At 66.3% G+C, this 18,036-nt stretch carries 11 protein-coding genes; 4 read left to right on the plus strand and 7 right to left on the minus strand.

The window, feature by feature from the left end:
- Positions 1–34: 34 nt before the first annotated feature.
- On the plus strand, positions 35–1,111 hold the full coding sequence (locus ASE83_RS14355) for a lactonase family protein (RefSeq protein WP_055791570.1): 1,077 nt from the start codon (positions 35–37) through the stop codon (positions 1,109–1,111).
- A 3-nt stretch (positions 1,112–1,114) separates the two neighbouring features.
- On the opposite strand, the gene ASE83_RS14360 is transcribed toward ASE83_RS14355, so the two are convergent.
- Together ASE83_RS14360 and ASE83_RS14365 are read right to left on the minus strand one after the other, a co-directional pair.
- Entirely contained in the window at positions 1,115–1,702 is a 588-nt protein-coding gene (locus ASE83_RS14360) for a 5'-methylthioadenosine/S-adenosylhomocysteine nucleosidase (protein WP_443024322.1), read from the minus strand.
- Positions 1,703–1,897: 195 nt separating this feature from the next.
- The gene (locus tag ASE83_RS14365; protein WP_156353195.1) at positions 1,898–3,307 is read right to left on the minus strand and encodes a hypothetical protein; all 1,410 of its coding nucleotides are present in this window, start codon (positions 3,305–3,307) and stop codon (positions 1,898–1,900) included.
- 289 nt (positions 3,308–3,596) lie between these two features.
- On the opposite strand from ASE83_RS14365, the gene ASE83_RS14370 reads away from it, so the two are divergent.
- The 3 genes from ASE83_RS14370 to ASE83_RS14380 all read left to right on the plus strand — a co-directional run bounded on the left by ASE83_RS14370 (position 3,597) and on the right by ASE83_RS14380 (position 12,580).
- Positions 3,597–8,759 (plus strand): hypothetical protein, encoded by a 5,163-nt coding sequence (locus tag ASE83_RS14370; protein ID WP_055791576.1) that lies wholly within the window; start codon positions 3,597–3,599, stop codon positions 8,757–8,759.
- Between the two features lie 297 nt (positions 8,760–9,056).
- Positions 9,057–11,192: a type I secretion system permease/ATPase gene (locus ASE83_RS14375; RefSeq protein ID WP_055791579.1), complete on the plus strand. Its 2,136-nt coding sequence runs from the start codon at positions 9,057–9,059 to the stop codon at positions 11,190–11,192.
- The gene (locus ASE83_RS14380) at positions 11,189–12,580 is read left to right on the plus strand and encodes an HlyD family type I secretion periplasmic adaptor subunit (protein ID WP_055791583.1); all 1,392 of its coding nucleotides are present in this window, start codon (positions 11,189–11,191) and stop codon (positions 12,578–12,580) included. Before ASE83_RS14375 ends, ASE83_RS14380 begins: the two co-directional genes overlap by 4 nt.
- A gap of 131 nt (positions 12,581–12,711) precedes the next feature.
- On the opposite strand, the gene ASE83_RS14385 is transcribed toward ASE83_RS14380, so the two are convergent.
- The 5 genes from ASE83_RS14385 to ASE83_RS14405 are packed head-to-tail and all read right to left on the minus strand — an operon-like array spanning position 12,712 to position 18,024.
- Positions 12,712–13,785: a glycosyltransferase family 4 protein gene (locus ASE83_RS14385; RefSeq protein ID WP_055791587.1), complete on the minus strand. Its 1,074-nt coding sequence runs from the start codon at positions 13,783–13,785 to the stop codon at positions 12,712–12,714.
- Between the two features lie 22 nt (positions 13,786–13,807).
- Positions 13,808–14,494 (minus strand): hypothetical protein, encoded by a 687-nt coding sequence (locus ASE83_RS14390; protein ID WP_055791590.1) that lies wholly within the window; start codon positions 14,492–14,494, stop codon positions 13,808–13,810.
- Complete coding sequence (locus ASE83_RS14395) at positions 14,491–15,855, minus strand: GNVR domain-containing protein (protein ID WP_235513258.1); 1,365 nt, start codon at positions 15,853–15,855, stop codon at positions 14,491–14,493. The genes ASE83_RS14390 and ASE83_RS14395 overlap by 4 nt, the downstream gene beginning before the upstream one ends.
- Complete coding sequence (locus tag ASE83_RS14400) at positions 15,852–17,183, minus strand: ATP-binding protein (protein WP_055791596.1); 1,332 nt, start codon at positions 17,181–17,183, stop codon at positions 15,852–15,854. The genes ASE83_RS14395 and ASE83_RS14400 overlap by 4 nt, the downstream gene beginning before the upstream one ends.
- A gap of 49 nt (positions 17,184–17,232) precedes the next feature.
- Entirely contained in the window at positions 17,233–18,024 is a 792-nt protein-coding gene (locus tag ASE83_RS14405; RefSeq protein ID WP_055791600.1) for a polysaccharide biosynthesis/export family protein, read from the minus strand.
- Between the last annotated feature and the right edge of the window lie 12 nt (positions 18,025–18,036).

Here is an 18,036-nt window from a genome sequence, read left to right on the forward strand (position 1 = left end):
TGCGCCGCACGCCCGAGCGGAGCATAGCGGGTCCATGACCACGCGACGCTCCGTTCTGGCCGGCATGGCCGCCACCGCCACCTTGTCCGCACTGCCCGTCCGGGCGCAGGGGTGGCGGCAGGCGCTGATTGCCGGCACCTATGCCGGAAAGGGCGGGGCGGGCGTCTATCGCCTGCCTGCCCGTGGTCGTGGCTGGAGCGTGGGCACTGCCGATCCGGCGCTCAAGGACGCCTCGTTCGGCGTGTCGCGGGGAGACATGCGGTATTTCGTCCGCGAAACAGCAGCGGGCCGGATGGTCGCCACGAACCGCGACGGCAAGATCCTGGCTGATCTGCCGAGCGGCGGGGACGATCCCTGCCATATCGCGATCGCTCCGAATGGCGCGCTGCTGGCGGTCGCGAATTATTCGTCGGGCACCGTGGCACTTTATCCCCTCGCCGCCGGGATGCCGCAAGCCCCGATCATCCGCCAGCACAAGGGCACCGGGCCGCGCGCCGATCGTCAGGCGGGGCCGCACGCCCACTGGGTCGGCTTCACACCCGACAATCGCTTCCTTCATGCGGTCGATCTCGGCGCCGATGCGGTCTTCGCCTATGCGCTGTCGAGCGGCGAGATCAGCGAGCCTGCCGTCGCGTGGCGCGCACCCGCAGGCTCCGGTCCGCGCCACCTCGCCTATCATCCGACGCTGCCGGTCGCCTATGTCGTTACCGAGTTCGCCAACACGCTGACCACGCTCGACGCGCAGTTCGACGGCACGCTGACGGCGCGCGCCACGACCTCGCTGCTCCCGCCCGACTGGCAGGGGACCTCCTATGGCGCCCATATCACGATCGATAGCGCCGGCCGCCGCCTCTATGCCTCGAACCGCGGGCATAACAGCATCGCCGTGTTCGACCTTGCCGAAGACGGGACCGCGACCCTCGACCAGCATATCCCGTGCGGTGGCGACTGGCCGCGCTTCTTCCTGCTGCTGGAGGATAGCGGGCAGTTGCTGGTCGCTAACGAACGCAGCGGCGAAGTCGCGGTCTTCGATCTCGGCTATGACGGCCGCCTGCGCGCTACCCCCGCGCGCATCGCGGTTCCGGGCGTGGTGTTCCTCGACCGGGCGTGACGCCTATCCCAGCCGGTCGACCACCTCCGCCAGCCGTTCGTCCAGCACGCCCAGCATCGCGGTCCATCCGCCCAGCGCTTCCAGCTCGCCCGGCCCGTCGGAAATACCGCGCAGGCCCATGACGGGCACGCCGAAGCGCTGGCAGGCGCGCACGACGGCATAGGTTTCCATATCGACCATGTCGGCATCGATGCCGGCATAGGCATCGCCGCCGACGATGTCCGCCCCGGTCGACAGCCGCGCGGTCGGCCAGTCGAGCGGCGTCTCCAGCGCCAGTTCCGCGCCGAAATCGGCGAAAGGCGTTACGCCCCTGGCAAAGCCGATGCGCGACGCATCCATGTCGCGCCACGACACGCTCGCCACCTGCCATATCGACCCCAGCGGCAACGTCCGCGACCCTGCCGAACCGATCGATACGACCAGATCGGGCAGCGCACCCCGCTCCGCTGCTGTGGCCAGCATGGCGGCGGTGCCGACCGCCGCCTCGATCGGCCCGACCCCGGTCACCAGCGGATCGAACCGCCGTTGCAGATGCACGCCATATTCGTGCCGCGTCGCCATGACGAATTTGATGCGGTGCCGATCGGTCACCACGCGACGCTCCACGGAAATGCAGGCGCGAATGCCCGCGACGATGCCCGTGCGGTATCGTCGACAGAGCGACCGCCGACAGCGCCATGGCTGGGAAACATTCGCCGGCAGCGCGAATGCAAAAGGATCTGAAGAAGTATTACGGCACGCATCCTTTGCCCTGCCCCTGCGCAGTGTCGAGCAAGCTCGGCATGGTTACTCCGGCAGTGCCGCCCGTTTCCGCCGGCGCCAACGGCGCGTGCTGGTCAGGAACATGTCGCTGATGCAGTAACCGACGAAGATCGTCGTGGTCGACGGCCCGTAACACTGCACCGTCACCGCATAGACATTTATCATGAAGATCAGCAGCAATTTGTCGTACTGTTTGGTCTTCTGCACGCCAAGCCATGCACCGACCACGAAGATGATGAACGGAAAGCCGAGCATGATATAGGTGGAAACGTAGAAATTGTCGACCGGGACGCGAAGATAGCCCAGCGTGGTATAATCCATCGGATAGACGAAGCAGCCCAATCCGCAACCGGCAATCAGGCCGATCGGAAATACGTCCGCCATATAGGTGAATGGAAATACCCATGTATTGTTGATCCGGTCCTGCATACTGAACAGCATCGGATCGATTTCGGCGAGATTGACGCCGCTGAGCAATATCATCAGCGCAAACGGGACCATCACCAGCGCGAAAGACCATTTTGCCAGCAGCTGCTGAATGTTCAGCCCGCGATCTCGAAGAGACGTGAACTGGAATGCGACATGGTACGCGAAGAACAGGCCGGCAACACCCATCGCAGTCTTGTTGGTCGAGATGTACAGCGCGTAGGCGATCGGAATCATCAACGCCAATATGAGCTTTTGATTATAATGTTTCGCGACCAGTGCGAACGGGAACAGCGCCATATAGGCGGCCATCGTACTGTCACCGGCGAAACCGCCGTACCGTACGGCACCGCCTGCCCACCAAACCCGACCGACCGCTTTGGTCTGGCCGAAAGTCTCCACGGTCATGCCCGTCCAGGGGTAATCGATATACGGAGACAGCATCAGGCCGATCGTCGACAGGATCGAGAGTGCCAGAAAGAGATGCCGCCCGGCGCGAACCTCGTTGAGCGAGTGGCCGGCAAAGGCGAAGCCGAGGAAGATCGGCACCATCATCTTGATCGCCGAGAACACGGCGGGCGGCGGGGCGGACATGAAGATCCATCCCAGGATCAGCGCGGTGAAGATGTTGAGCGTGAAGAGAACCGCCCATGCCGATTGCCGCCGGAAAACGAATGACCAGATGAAGAAACCCGTCGCGACGAACGACATGGCATCGGGAATGAACCAGACGGCCTGCAGCTTGAACTGTGCGGCGAAGAAGCGGACGGGCCCGGTGAACGCATCGCGAATGCCGTAAAGGGAAAAGGCAAGCACAAGGAGTTGTAGCGCCAATGGGCTCGTTTCGCGATCGGCGTGCGCATGATGATCGACAGTGCGAAACCAGCGGCGCCGGGTGGTGCCGGGCGTGGCTGCGGGAAGCAGGGGGGAGTCAATCGTCGTAGCCATCGCAGTTACCCGGTTTGGCGGGCGAACCCCCGCATTGCGCTCGCGCGTCAGGGATAGCATGTCCCACCGCAACGGCCGAACGTCACGCCGTTTTTCCGCGTTCTAGGCCGAATGGTGAAAAAGGCAATGTCGTGCTGCATTGCGGCATGGGAAGGCGAGCCGGTTCGATATTTTTCCGACCGTATTTCGATACGATAGTAAAACGACCGGCGGTTTCGCGTCGATCACTCGCTACGCGGCGGAAATCAACGGATTTTTGCATAATGGCCGGTTAACCGACCGCCGTAAGTCGCTGTGCAGATTAGGCCGCTATTCCGGAGGATGTAACCTCACCCGGAGAGCCCGTTCCGTGCCCAGCTTCGCAACCGCAACCGCCTTCCTATCGACGCTCGGGGTCAACACCCATGCCGGCAATGCCGGTTACGGCAACGCCAGCATCGTCAACAACAGCCTTGCCTATCTCGGCATCAAACGCGTCCGTGACGACCTGGCGATCATGGGTACGGCCAGTGCCGTGACGAACGCCATGGGCGCGGCGGGGGTGAAGTTCGATTTCGTCATCAGCTCTTCGCTGCCGGCGCGGGGCGATGCGGCGCTAGTGGCGCAGATCAAGGCGATCGAAACCTTCGCCGCGACCTACAAGGGCAGCGTGATCGCGATCGAAGGGTTGAACGAGGCCAATATCCAGGCGTTCAGCTATAACGGATCGTCGTCGCTCGCCGCCGCCGGTGCCTTCCAGAAGGCGCTTTATGGAGCGGTGAAGTCGAACGCCGGCCTGGCGGGCATCCCGGTCATCAACATGTCGTTGGGCATGGAGAGCGACGCCGACGCGGCGGCGCTGGGCGATCTGGGCAAATATTCGGACTTCGCCAACGCCCATGCCTATACCGCGACCGGGCAGCAGGCGGACAAGGTGATGGAAGCGTCGCTGGCCCGGGCCAAGCGGACCTCGACCGGCGATCCGGTGGTCATCACCGAGACCGGCTACACGACGCTCGCCAGCAATCCCGACCTGGGCGTCAACCAGGCGGCGCAGGCGAAGCTGACGCTGAACGCCATGCTGCTGGCGTTCGAAAACGGGGCGCAGCAGACCTATCTGTACGAACTGCTCGACAGCAATCTTCAGCCCAATGGCGCGGAGAAGGAAAAGCATTTCGGCCTGTTCAATGCCGATGGCACACCGAAACTGGCGGCGACCGCAGTCCACAACCTGACCACGATCCTGGGCTATGTCGATGCCGGGACCGGCACCGATGCGAGCAAGGCCAGCTACACGCTGGGCGGCCTGCCTAGCGACGGGCATTCGATGGTGCTGGCCAAGGCGAGCGGTGCGTGGGACTTGGTCGTCTGGCGCGACGTGAAGGTGTGGAACGACGCGCTCGACAAGGAGAACACGACCGAGGCGAAGACGATCACCGTCGACCTGGGCGGCGTGCAGAAGACGGTCTATGTCTATGATCCGCTGGGCGGGACCAAGCCGATCGCGGTGTACACCAACGTATCGTCGATCCAGCTGGCGGTCGGCGACCGTCCGCTGATCGTCGAGGTCGGTGCCGCCGGACCGGTCGCCGACCTGCCGCCGGTCAGCGCGCCCGACCTGACGATGACCGCCGCGCAGTTCGCCGCGCAGATCGACACGCTCGCGCGGTCGAGCGGCCTGAAGTCGGTCACGCTGACCGATGGCAAGGTGATCCAGCTCGCATCGGATGCGACCAAGGATTTCGTCGTCAAGAATTACGGCGCGCTGCTGGGCAAGGTCGCCGGTGGCGGCGTCAGCTTCAAGGTGACCGAAACCGGCCCGAACTGGCGCGAGGAACGGTCGTTCGATGCCGCGGGCAAGTTGACCTCGACCACCGACTTCGCGTTCGAAGGCGGCGTGCTGAAACATACGCGTACGGTTACCGCCGCCGGCGACGTGACCGACCAGCTCTATACCGATGGCAAGCTGTTGCAGGTCATTGCGGCCGGCAACGGGCGCACCGTGACGACGAGCTATGACGTCGCCACCGGCAAGGTCGCCGAGCTGGTCGAGAAATCGGCGGCGGGCGATGTCGCGGTATCGACCTACAAGAGCGGCGTCCTGTCGGTCTACACGCTCAACCGCGCCGATGGCAGCCGCGACACGATCACCTATGACGCGCAGGGTCGCAAGACGAGCGACGTCGAGGTGACCGCCGACCAGACGTGGATCACCCAGCAGTTCGACGTCGCCACGGGCAAGCCGACGCGCAAGTTCGTGCAGAGAGCGGATGGCAGCGGCGAAAACGTGACCTACGGCGTCACCGGCCAGCCCTATGTCACGCTGCGGCAAGTGACCAACGCCAAGGGCGCGGTAACGCTGGTCGAGCGCGCCCGCGCCGACGGAACGCTGGTATCGAGCGACGCGGTCGCCGCGGATGGCACGAAGACCGCCACGACCTATGGCACGACCGGCAAGAAACTGACCGAAGTGATCGCCGCCGCCGATGGCCGGCGCACCACGCTGACCTATGACGCGACGTCGGGCAAGCTGGCCCAGTCGATCGTGCAGTCCGGCGGCGACACGGTCACCACCACCTATACCGGTGGCGTGGTCACCCAGTTGCTGACCGTCCGTGCCGATGGCAGCCGCGACACGATCACCTACGACGCGCAGGGTCGCAAGACGAGCGACGTCGCGGTCAGCACGACCAATGTCTGGACGACGCTGCAATATGACGCGGCCAGTGGTAAACTGACCCGCAGGTTCGTGCAGAACCCCGACGGCAGCGGCGAGAATGTCAGCTACGGCATCACCGGACAGCCTTATGTGACGATGCGGCAGGTCACCAACGCCAAGGGCGCTGTGACGCTGGTCGAACGTGCCCGCGCCGACGGGACGCTGGTGTCGAGCGAGGCGGTGGCGGCCGATGGCGCCAAGACCACGACGACCTATGGCACGACCGGCAACAAGCTGAGCGAGATCGTCGCCGCTGCCGATGGCAGCCGCACGACCCGCACCTGGGACGGGGCCACCGGTAAGCTGGCCCAGTCGATCGTGCAGGCGGGTGGCGATACGATCACCACCGCCTATACCGGCGGCGTGGTCACCCAGCTGCTGACCGTCCGCGCCAATGGCAGCCGCGATACGATCACCTATGACGCGCAGGGCCGCAAGACGAGCGATGTCGAGGTGACCGCCGACAAGACGTGGATCACGCAGCAGTTCGACGCGGCAACGGGCAAGCTGACCCGCAAGTTCGTGCAGAACGCCGATGGCAGCGGCGAGAATGTCAGCTACGGCATTACCGGTCAGCCCTATGTGACGATGCGGCAGGTCACCAATGCCAAGGGCGTGGTGACGCTGGTCGAGCGCGCCCGCGCCGATGGTAGCCTGGTATCGAGCGAGGTAGTGGCGCTGGACGGTGCCAAGACGACCACGACCTATGGCACGACCGGCAACAAGCTGAGCGAGATCGTCATCGGGGCCGATGGCAGCCGTACGACCCGCACTTGGGACGCCATAACAGCCAAGCTCGTGCAGTCGATCGTGCAGGCGGGTGGCGACACGATGACCACCACCTATACCGGTGGCGTCGTGACGCAGCAGCTGACGGTCCACGGCGACGGCAGCCGCGATACCGTCAGCTACGACACGCAGGGGCGCAAGACGACCGAAGTGACGGTCAGCGCGACCAAGACCTGGACGACGACCCAGTTCGACGTGGCGACCGGCAATGCAACGCGCGGTTTCGTCCAGAATGCCGATGGCACCGGCGAGAACGTGACCTATGGCATCACCGGCAAATCCTACACGACGCAGCGGCAGATCACCGATGCCAAGGGCAAGGTGGTCGAGGTGTTCCGCCTCCATGCCGACGGGACGCTCGACTATCACGAACGTAACGATGCCGATGGCGCGCGAGAGATCAGCAACTTCGATGCGATCGGGCTGAAGCTCAACCAGGTCAACATCCATGCCGACGGGACGCGGGTGTCGATGACCTTCACCCCCGATACCCAGACGCTGGCACAGAAGCTGACGCAGACGGCCGCAGGCGACCTGATCGACGCCACCTTCGCCGATGGCGTGATGACCGCGCAGAAGACGCTGTTCGCCGACGGACGCAAGGTGAACGAAGTGGTCGTCGCGGGAACGCGGCAGATCGACACCTTCGCTGCCGATGGCAAGCGGATCAGCGCGGTGACCGTCGATTCGGCCAACACCTGGACCACGCTGATCTACGACGCGGCGGGCAAGCCGTCGCGCCGCTATGTCGAGCGGGCCGACCATAGCGGCGAGGTCACCGTCTATGGCATCACCGGCAAGAGCTATGTCACCGAGACGCAGGTCGTCGACACGGCGGGCAAGGTCGTGGCCGTCACCCGGCTGCATACCGATGGCAGCCTCGACTATACCGAGGCCAACGCCGCCGATGGCAGCAGCGTGCTGACCTATCACGACACGGCCGGGCGCAAGACGCTGAGCGCGTCGATCGCGGCGAATGGTGACAGGCTCACCACACGGTTCGATGCGAAATCGGGCGGAATCGTCGATACTCTGGCCGAAACGGCGACCGCCAAGGTGCAGTCGGTGTACAAGGCCGGAAAGGTCGAGACGCGCGTTACCAACGACCTGACCAACGGCAGCCGCATCGTCGAGAGTTTCGACACGCAGGGTCGTTTGACGACCAAGGCGACGACCGATGCGAACAACAACTGGGAAACGCTGCGCTACGACGTGGCGAGCGGGGCGGTCAGCCGGCGCTTCATCGAAAATGCCGACGGCAGTGGCCGGAACTTCACCTACACCGGCGCGGGCACGAACCTCGTCACCGAATGGCAGCAATATGACACTGCCAAGCGGATCGTGGCCGGCGGCCAGACCCGCGCCGACGGCACCCGTATCGTCGGCTTCACGGTGGCAGGCGACGGTACCCGGACCAGCGAATGGTTCGATGCCGCCGACCGTCGCCAGAGCCAGGTGACGGCCGCCACCAACGGTGCCAAGACCTCGCTCTACTTCGATCCCGGCTCGCAACTGCTGGTCAAGAGCATCGTCCAGTCGCCGGCGGGCGACACGATCACCGCCTCGTACCGGAACGGTGTGGTGACCGACCGCACGACGCAGATGGCCAATGGCGCGACGATGACCGAGCGCTTCTCGGCGGGCGGCCACGACCTGTCGGGGGTTCGCGCACTGCCGGGGTATCAGGCGTTCCTGTTCGACAACGGATCGGGCAAGATCGCCGGCACGCTGGCCGACGAAGTGCTGCTGGCCGATGGCGGCGGCACGACGATCCTGACCGGTGGCCTCGGCAAGGACCGTTTCGTGATCCAGCGCGGCGCCAGCGCGACGATCACCGATTTCGGTGCCGGGTCCGATCTGCTCGACCTGAGCGCGCTGACCAAGGGCGGCCAGCCGACCATTACCCTGTCAGAGGGCAATACCGTGATGCGCTTCGGCAGCGGGGAGACGGTGACGCTGGCCGGAGTCGATCCCAGCCGGCTGGTCGCCTCGCCCCAGGCGAGCAGCGTCTACATGCTCGGTTGATCGCCCGGATCACCGCAGCGCGCCCAGCCGCCCCGCATCGGACGACCGATGCGGGGCGGTGTCGTTTCGTAACGCTAACGGTATGAAAATGCTTGGCTTCGTGTCGGTCGTGTGACGACGACCGCAAGGGAATCTTAGGCATTCGTCGTTAAGCATGTCCCATCCCGGTCCGCCGACACGCTGCGCTGCACCATGGCAATGCAGCGGCGGGCCGCTGCGAAAGGGTATGTGCGTGCAATATCGGGGTGGGCATCGCGGGGTCGCGATCGGCTGGACGACGATGGGCGGGGTGGTGGCATGATCCACCAGACGATCCGCAACGACAGCGGGCTGGTCGCGCTGGCGGCGCTGCTGGAAATCCACGGCATCGCGGTCGATCCGGCGCAGCTGCGCCATGAGATGGGGCATTTCCACACCCTGTCGGCCGACGACCTGATCCGCCTGACCGGCAATATCGACGGGGTGCGCGCCAAGAAGCGCCGCGCGACCTTTGCCGATCTGGCCCGACTGCCGCTGCCCGCGCTGGCCGACGGCGTTGATGGCTGGTTCCTGATCGGGCAGGTCAGCGACGACGCGGTGCTGGTGCAGCGCCCGGGCCTGCCGGTGACGAAGGTCAGCCGCACCGATTTCGAACTGATGTGGTCGGGCGAGCTGGTGCTGGTCACTACCCGCGAAAGCGCGCGCCTCGCCATGCGCGACTTCGACTTTTCGTGGTTCATTCCGCAGGTCGTGCGCTATCGCCGACTGATCGGCGAGGTGCTGCTCATCACGCTGGCGCTGAACCTGCTCGGTCTTGCCGCGCCGCTGTTCTTCCAGAATGTCGTCGATAAGGTGCTGGTGCACGAAACCATGTCGACGCTGACCGTGCTGGTCGTGGGCTTCGTCGCGGTGTCGCTGTGGGAAACCGCGTTCGGCTGGCTGCGCACCAGCCTATATTCGGAAACCAGCCAGAAGATCGACGTCGAACTGGGCGCGCGGCTGTTCCGCCACCTGCTGCGCCTGCCGCTCAGCTATTTCGAACAGCGCCGGGTGGGCGATACCGCCACCCGCGTCCGCCAGATCGAAACGATCCGCGAATTCCTGACCAGCGCGTCGCTGACCGTGCTGATCGACCCGATCTTCACCCTCGTCTTTCTGGCCGCGATGGCGATGTATTCGCTCAAGCTGTTCGCGGTCGCGGTGCTGACCATTCCCGCTTACTTCGTGATCGCGCTGCTGGTGACCGGCCCCTTGCGCGCCCGCGTCGCCGACAAGTTCGAACGTGGTGCCGCCAACAACGCGCTGCTGGTCGAAACCATCGGCGGAATCCAGACAGTGAAGGCCGCGGCAGTCGAGCCGCAATGGCAGGATCGCTGGGAACGCCAGCTCGCGGGCTATGCCGGGGCGAACCAGCGGGTCATCAACCTCGGCAATTCGGGGTCGCAGGCGATCCAACTCGTGTCCAAGCTCAACATGGCCGCGATCCTGTATTTCGGGGCGCAGGCGGTGATCGCCCACGATCTGACCATCGGCGGCCTCGTCGCGTTCAACATGTTCGCGCAGCGCGTGTCCGGCCCGGTGATCCGCATGGCGCAGCTGTGGCAGGAGTTTCAGCAGGTACGCCTGGCGGTGCAGCGGCTGGGCGATGTACTCAACCACCGCGTCGAACCCGGATCGGGCAGCCAGAGCGCGCCGCACGCCATTCGCGGCGACGTGAAGTTCGAATCGATCCGCTTCCGCTATGCCGATGACGGCCCATGGACGCTGGAGGATGTCGACCTGACCATCCCCGCCGGATCGACGCTCGGCATCGTCGGATCGTCGGGATCGGGCAAGTCGACGCTGACCAAGCTGCTCCAGCGTTTCTATGTCCCCGCCGCCGGCCGCGTGCTGATCGACGGGATCGACATCAGCCAGATCGACCCGGCGTGGCTGCGGCGGCAGATCGGCGTGGTGTTGCAGGAGAATATGCTCTTCAACCGGTCGGTGCGTGAGAATATCGCGCTCGCCAACCCCGCGCTGCCGCTGGAACAGGTGGTGGAGGCGGCGACGCTGGCCGGGGCGCACGACTTCATCACGCGCCTGCCGCAGGGCTATGACACGATGATCGAAGAACGCGGCGCCAATCTGTCGGGCGGCCAGCGCCAGCGCCTCGCCATCGCCCGTGCGCTCGTCACCCGACCGCGCATCCTGATCTTCGATGAAGCGACCAGCGCGCTGGACGCGGAGAGCGAGGAGATCGTCCAGGCGAACCTGCGCGCCATGGCCGAGGGCCGCACCGTCATCATCATCGCCCACCGCCTGTCGGCGATCCGCCAGTGCGACACGATCGTCGCGATGGAACGTGGGCGGCTGGTCGAGGCGGGCGACCATGACGAACTGCTGAAACTGGGCGGACGCTACGCCGATCTTCACCGACGCCAGATGGGCGTCCTGCACGGAATTGCCGCATGAGTGCCGTAGCTTACCATTGGAACCTGTTCCGCCGCGCGCTGGCCGACGATCGTGCCGAGGCCCGTGACCGCAAGGAGAGCCTCGAACCGCGCTTCCTGCCCGCCGCGCTGGAGGTCATCGAACGGCCGGTGTCGCCGACCGGTCGCCGTACCGCGTGGTTGATGCTCGGCTGCCTCGCCGCGACCTCGGCATGGCTGGTGCTGGGACAGGTCGATGTCGTCGCGACCGCCGATGGCAAGATCGCCCCGGTCGGCAGCGTGAAGCTGGTCCAGGCCGCGACCGCCGGCATCGTCCGCAGCATCCGGGTGCGGGACGGTGACCGGGTGAAGGCGGGGCAGGTGCTCGTCGATCTCGATTCGACCGTTTCGGGTGCCGAGGAATCGCAGGCGGCACGCGCGCTGCTCGCCGCGGAAATCGACGTGGCGCGGGGTACCGCGATCGTCGATGGCCTGAGCGGCGGGGCGGGGCATTTCGTGGCACCGGCCGGCACGCCCGCCGATGTGGCGGACACGCAGCGCCGGCTGGTAGCGGCGCAACTGGCGAGCATTCGGGCGGAAGGCGCAGGGCTGGCGGCGGCACGTTCGGCCGCGCTGTCCGACGCCGCGGCGGCGCGCGATCAGGTGCGGACCTATGACGCCAACCGGCCGCTGATGGACAAGCATCTGGCCGCGATCACCACACTGGCCGACAAGGGCTATGCGTCGGGCCTTCGCCTGCTCGAAGTACAGCGCCAGCGGCGGAGCGAAGCGGGCAGCCGCGATGTCGCGGCGGCGCAGGTCACGCGCGGCAATTCGGAGGCGCGCCGCTATGCCCAGCAATTCGCCCAGTCGCGCGAAGCGGCGCGGCAAAGCGCGCTGAGCGACCTTGCCCGTGCGCAGGCCGAGGCGATGATGCGCCGCGAGGAGTTGACCAAGGCACGCGACCGCAGCCGGATGCAGCAGCTCCGCTCGCCGGTTGACGGCACGGTGCAGCAATTGGCGGTGCACACCATCGGCGGCGTCGTCGAACCGGTCCGGCCGCTGATGGTCGTGGTTCCCGACGATGCGCTGGTGATGGAGGCGCGGGTGATGAACCGCGATGCGGGCTTCGTCCGCGCCGGGCAGCCGGTGTCGGTGAAGCTGGAGGCATTCCCCTTCACCCGGTTCGGCACGGTGCCGGGTCGCATCCTGACGATCAGCCGCGACGCGGTGCAGGATGAAAAGACGCCGCCTTATTATGTCGCGCGGATCGCGCTCGACCGGCGCACCATCGAGGCTGATGGCCGCCGCGTGCCGCTGACCCCGGGGCTGTCGGCGACGGCGGACGTGCGCATCGGCGAGCGGCGGATCATCCGCTATCTGTTCGACCCGATGGACACGGGCATCCGCGAGGCTGCGCGCGAGCGGTAGGGGCTGGCTCTATCGGTGGGAGCTGGCCACTTTGTCGTACCCTCGCCTTCGCGGGGGTACGGCATGATTTCGACGTGGGATCTTGATCGTTGCGCAGGTAAGGCGGTTCGCGCCCCCCAACCCGCGACGCATCACGCCAGTTCGGCGTATACCCGGTCGATGTCGTCGGTCATCCGTTCGGCGGTGTAGCGGTCGTGGAAGCGGGTATGGCCCGTCTCGGCCAGCGTCGCCAGCCTGTCTGACGACAGCGTCTCGATCGCCGCGCGGAGCGCGACCGGATCGTTGACCGGTACGGTGATGCCGTAGCGACCGTCATCAAGGATGTCGTTCAGGCCACCGGCGGCGGCGGCGAGGACCGGCTTGCCGACGCGCATCGCTTCGACCGCGACTAGCCCGAACCCTTCCCAGCGTGACGGTACGACCAGCATGTCGCAGGCCTTCATCTCCGCCACCACGCCGTCGCGGTCGCGCCAGCCGCGAATGTCGACATGGGGCAGGGCGGGGGGATGATAGCCGCTGCTGACCGCCGGTGCGCCGACGATGCGCAGCGCGACCTTGTCCGCCAGCGGCTTGATCGCCTCGATCAGCAGGTCGAGGCCCTTTTGCCGGTCGAACCGGCCGACGAACAACAGCTTCAGCCGATCATCGTCCCATGGTACCGCGGCAATGGCGGGCGGCGCGGCGGCGATGCCGTTGGGCACCAGCGCCAGCCGTTTGTCCGCGATCCCGATCGAACGGGCGCGGCGTTCCTCATGTTCGGAGATCAGGACGATCTTTTCCGAACGTAGCGCCAGCAGCCGTTCGATCGCGATCAGCAGCTTGCGGGCAGGCGCCGGCATCTCGATATCGAACGCCCAGCCATGCGGGCAGAAGACCGTCGCCGGCCGCCGACCGAACCGCAGGACGCGAGTGATGATTCCCGCGCCGAAGGTATGCCCGTGCACGATGTCCGGACGGAACTCCCGTCGGACCGACAGGAACGTCAGCGCGAGCCGGCCCATGCCGCGCAGCCGGCTCTTGCGGGTGAAATAACGGAATTCGACGCCGCTGTTCGCCAGCCGCGGCTCGATATGGTCACGATGCTCACGCGGCATCAGCAGCATGACCTTGCCCGGCCCCCGCCGCTGCGCCTGCAACGTCAGCAGTTCCGCCAGATAGCTTCCGGTGCCACCGATGATGCTGTCGCAGACGTGCAGGATACGCATGATGAAACCGTGACCGCGAACGTCAGACCAGCACGGTGCCGGTGATCGCGATCCGCCGTTCATCCAGCCGGTCGACCAGCTGCCGCGCGGGACGGCGACCGGTGACGTTCTTGCGCAGCAGCAAGATCGCCTGGTCGAACCCGGCCAGTGCGGCCGCGATCGACGCGGCGCTGGCCGCACCCTGCACGCTCAGCACCGCCAGCGTCTGCGTGACCGGCAGGTTCCAGTCATAGCTGCGCTCGAGGATCGGACGCTGTTCAAGTGCCGCCTGTCCGGTGGCGCCACCCGATCCGGCGATCCACAGATTCGCGATCGGCGTGCCCTGTGCCTCGGTCCGTTCGGAAAGGCCGAACAGCGGGTGCATCGACGCCTGCGACAGATTGCCGTCGATCAGCAGCGTCGGTGTCTGCATCCGTGCCATGACGACCGAGAGGTTGGCGGCGAACGCGGCCAGTTCCTCTTCGCAATCTAGCCCGATCAGCGCGCAGGAAAACGCCTGTTGTTCGCCGTCGGCGCCATAATGCTGCACGATCCGGCTGCGCACCGTGCGGAGCGCGACCACATAGGGCAGTTCGAGGTCGAACGCCGCGACCAGCGACGGATCGACCTGTGCCGCCGATGCCGCCGGCGCGACGCCGACCCGCTCGGCACGGTCGGTCGCGACCGGGGCGGCGTTGTCGTCCGCCCAATTGCTCGACCGAATCCTCATGCCGCGAACTCCCTGTTCGAATGGTGGCGACCGGACCCGTCGAGGGCGGTCATGTCGACGATGACGTCGAGGTCGAGCGCCGATGCGGTGCCCGAGGCGGTGCGCAGCCGGGGACGCACGAATTCCTGCGCGGCGGCGGCACCGATGCCGGCACCCAGCCCCAGCACCAGCGCGGCGGCGAACCACAGCGGCAGGTTGGGGGTGGAGGGGAGCAGCGGGGCCACGGCCTGATCGAGACGGCTGGCATTGGCCTGCGAAATCTCGCTGCGCAGCGAGGCTTCGTTGAACCGCTGCCGCACGGTGTCGTAGGTCTGGCGGGTGGCGTCGACGTCGCGCTGCAGGACGTTCAGCTGATCCTGTACGCCCGACATGCTGAGCATCCGCTGCTGCTGCTGTTCGAGCTTGCTGCGCAGTTCGGCCTCGCGACGACCGGCGGCGAGGCTGGCCGAATCGAGCGCGCCGGCCTGGGTCGAACGCGCCTTGGCCAGTTCGCTGCGCAGTGCCGACAGCTGGGCAGTGGCGGCGACCATCGTCGGGTGGGCGGCGCCCAGCGTCTTCGATAGTTCGGCGACCTTGCCCGCCTGCATCCCGACTTCGCGCTGCAGTTCCTGCACGATGGTCGAGGATTCGACTTCCGGGCCGTCGGTCGACGTCGCGCGGGCGCGGGCGGCGGCAGCTTCGGCCTGTGCCTGCACCAGTTCGGTCGACAGGTTCTTCGCCCGATCGCCTTCGATATCCATGCGGTCGACGCCGACGATGCCGTTGGCGCGCTGGAAGTCCGACAGGCGGGTCTGCGCCAGTTCGAAGCGTTCGCGGACGGCGCGGGTGCGCTCGTCATACCATTTCGCGCTGTTGCGGGCCGGGCTGGTGCGCAACTCGACCTGCTTGGTCAGATAGGTGTCGACGATGCGGTTGAGCGTTGCCGCCGCCGCCTCGGGATCGGTCGAGGTATAGCTCAGTCGGATGACGTTGCTGCCCTTTTCGCTGCCGATCATCAGCTGGCGGCGCAGCAGGCCGCTGGCATTCTGAATCCGCTGTTCGGCGGTTTCGCCGAACGCCGGGCTCTGGAACGCGGGGTCGGTCCGCGCGACTTCCTCCAGCACCGCGTTGCTGCGGATGATGTCGATCTGCGTGCCGATGATCGTGTCGATCACCGATGCGTTCTGTTGCGTGTTGCCGTTGGCGTTGGTCGCGTTGGTATCGCTCTGCGTCAGGTCGACCAGCAGCGACGACGACGCGCTGTACTGGCGCTTCTGCACCATGGCCAGCGCGACGAGAGCGCCGAACACGAGCAGCCCGACGATAATCACGGTACGCAGCCGATGCCGGATCGCACTGATCAGGTCGGAGAAGCTCATCATTGGGTGGCCCCCTTGTCTTGAAGTAGCGCGCGCAGGTCATGGCCCGCGCCCAGACCGCGTTCGGCCCCGCCCGACGCGATCTTGCGCGTGAAGAGCAGCAGGAAGAACTGCGGCGCCAGTGAATCCTCGAACACATATTGGCCGGACGTGCTGCTTTCGACCAGGATCGGCCCCAGCGTGGCGAGCATCGCGTCGACCTGTTCGGCGGCGTTCGGTTCGTCCAGTTCGGCGATGACCTCGCCACGATCGACGCGCGAGCGCATCGCGGCGTTCAGGCAGATGATCGCGGCGGGCAGCGCCAGGGTGCGCGGCCGGTCGATCTGCGACAGCAGCAGGTCGGCGTTGCGGCGGCTGACGTCGCGCCATTCGGCAAAGGCGACTTCCAGCCCGCGTACGGCGACGTCGTGGTCGATCACGGACTTCCCCGCAATATCGGCCTGCAACGCGGCGTACAGCCCGAACAGCCGCAGGTGATAGGGCGATCCGACCGCCGCCGACACGATCATCGCGGCGGCATCGTCGGTGATGTCGAGGTCGACGCGGGTCAGGCAGCGGCGCAGCAGCGCGTCGAGATCGGTCGGGGTCAGCCCGCCGACCGGCACCGCGATCAGGTGGCGGCGCAGCGAGGGATGACCCGCGATCAGGTCCTCGAGATTGGCGGCGATCCCGATCGTGACGATGCTGACCTCGGACCGCATGTCCGACAGCAGCTTCATCAGCGCGGCGAGTTCGGCCTTGGTCTCCAGCGAGTGCACCCGGTCGAACTCGTCGAGCATCAGGATCGTGCGCCGTTCGACCCGGTCGGCGAGCAGACTGGCCAGCCGGCGCGCATCGAACGGCTCGTTCAGCAGCGCCTCTACTTCCGAGCGACGTACCTTCGACTGCGGTTCGGCGGCGATGTCGAGCAGATAGGGCCGGAACAGGTCCGAAAAGGCGATGTCGCCGCTGGCCAGATTGTACAGGACCAGGCAGCCGCGTTCGTCGGCCATGTCGCCGAAGATACGCGACAGCGACGTCTTGCCCGACCCGCGCGCGCCATAGATGATGCCGTGCTTGCGATGATCGAGCACTGCTTCCAGCAGGCGTTCCAGTTCGTCGGTGCGACCGGCCAGCCCGGCCCGATTGGCGACCGGCATCCCCGTGTCGAATACCTCGTGCATGATCGCGCGGCGCGACCGTGCCGGCTTGGCCGGGGCGGGAGCGGCGGCCTGGAACGGCACGGCCGGCGCCAGCGCGGCGCCCGGCACCGGCGCGGGCAGGCTGCGCTGCATCGGCCGAGGCTCCAGCACGCGACCGAGCCAGTCGGCGAACTGACGGAAGACGTTCATACGCAATACCTTGCGAAACGCGGACGGGGCCGGGCGGGGGAAAAGGGCATCAGAACCATTTTTCCTTGATGACCAGCACGTCTTCGGGCTGCACCGCGTCGTCCAGCGTCGGCTTGTCGAGCGGTTTGCCACCGCGCCGTACCTCGATCCGCTTGGTCGAACCGGCCAGCGTCGGCCCTTCGGCCAGCGCCAGCGCCTGGCGGAAGGTCATGCCGGGCGTCACCGGGAAGGCGCCACCGCGATTGACTTCGCCATAGACATAGACCTTTTCAGCGTTCGGCACGAATACAGTGTCGCCCGGCCCCACCAGCCGCGTCGCGGCGGTCGCGGCATCGGTCAACGCGATGCGTTCGACCTGTCCGTTGGCACGGGTCAGGATGACGGTATTGGCGCCATCGGCGCGCGGGCCGCCGGCCTTCGCCACCATCGCCGCAACCGAATAGGGCTGGTCGAGTGCATAGATGCCGGCGGTCGGCACCGCGCCGAGCACGGTCACCGTCTTGCTGGCAAAGGTCGTCACTTCGATGTTGATCGACGGCGCGCTCAGGATCTTCTGGCGCAGGAACGTCTGCATCATCTCGTCCGACAACTGGCCCGTGGTCTTGCCCGCCGCCGTGACCGTGCCGAGATAGGGCGCGGTGATCGTGCCGTCGGCGCGGATGCGCGTCTTGTAGCTCATGTCGGGCTGGCCGAAGACCTTGACCTCGATCTCGTCGTTCGGCCCAAGGACATAGGCGGCAGCCGGCGCCTGCGCGACGACCGGGGCTGCGGTCTGCGCGATGGCGGCGGGGGCCAGCGCCAACAACGGCGCGGCGATCAGCGATGCTCGAAACAAATACATGGTCGATCCTTC

The sequence above is a fragment of the Sphingomonas sp. Leaf32 genome, from assembly GCF_001421765.1.
Lineage (GTDB): Bacteria > Pseudomonadota > Alphaproteobacteria > Sphingomonadales > Sphingomonadaceae > Sphingomonas.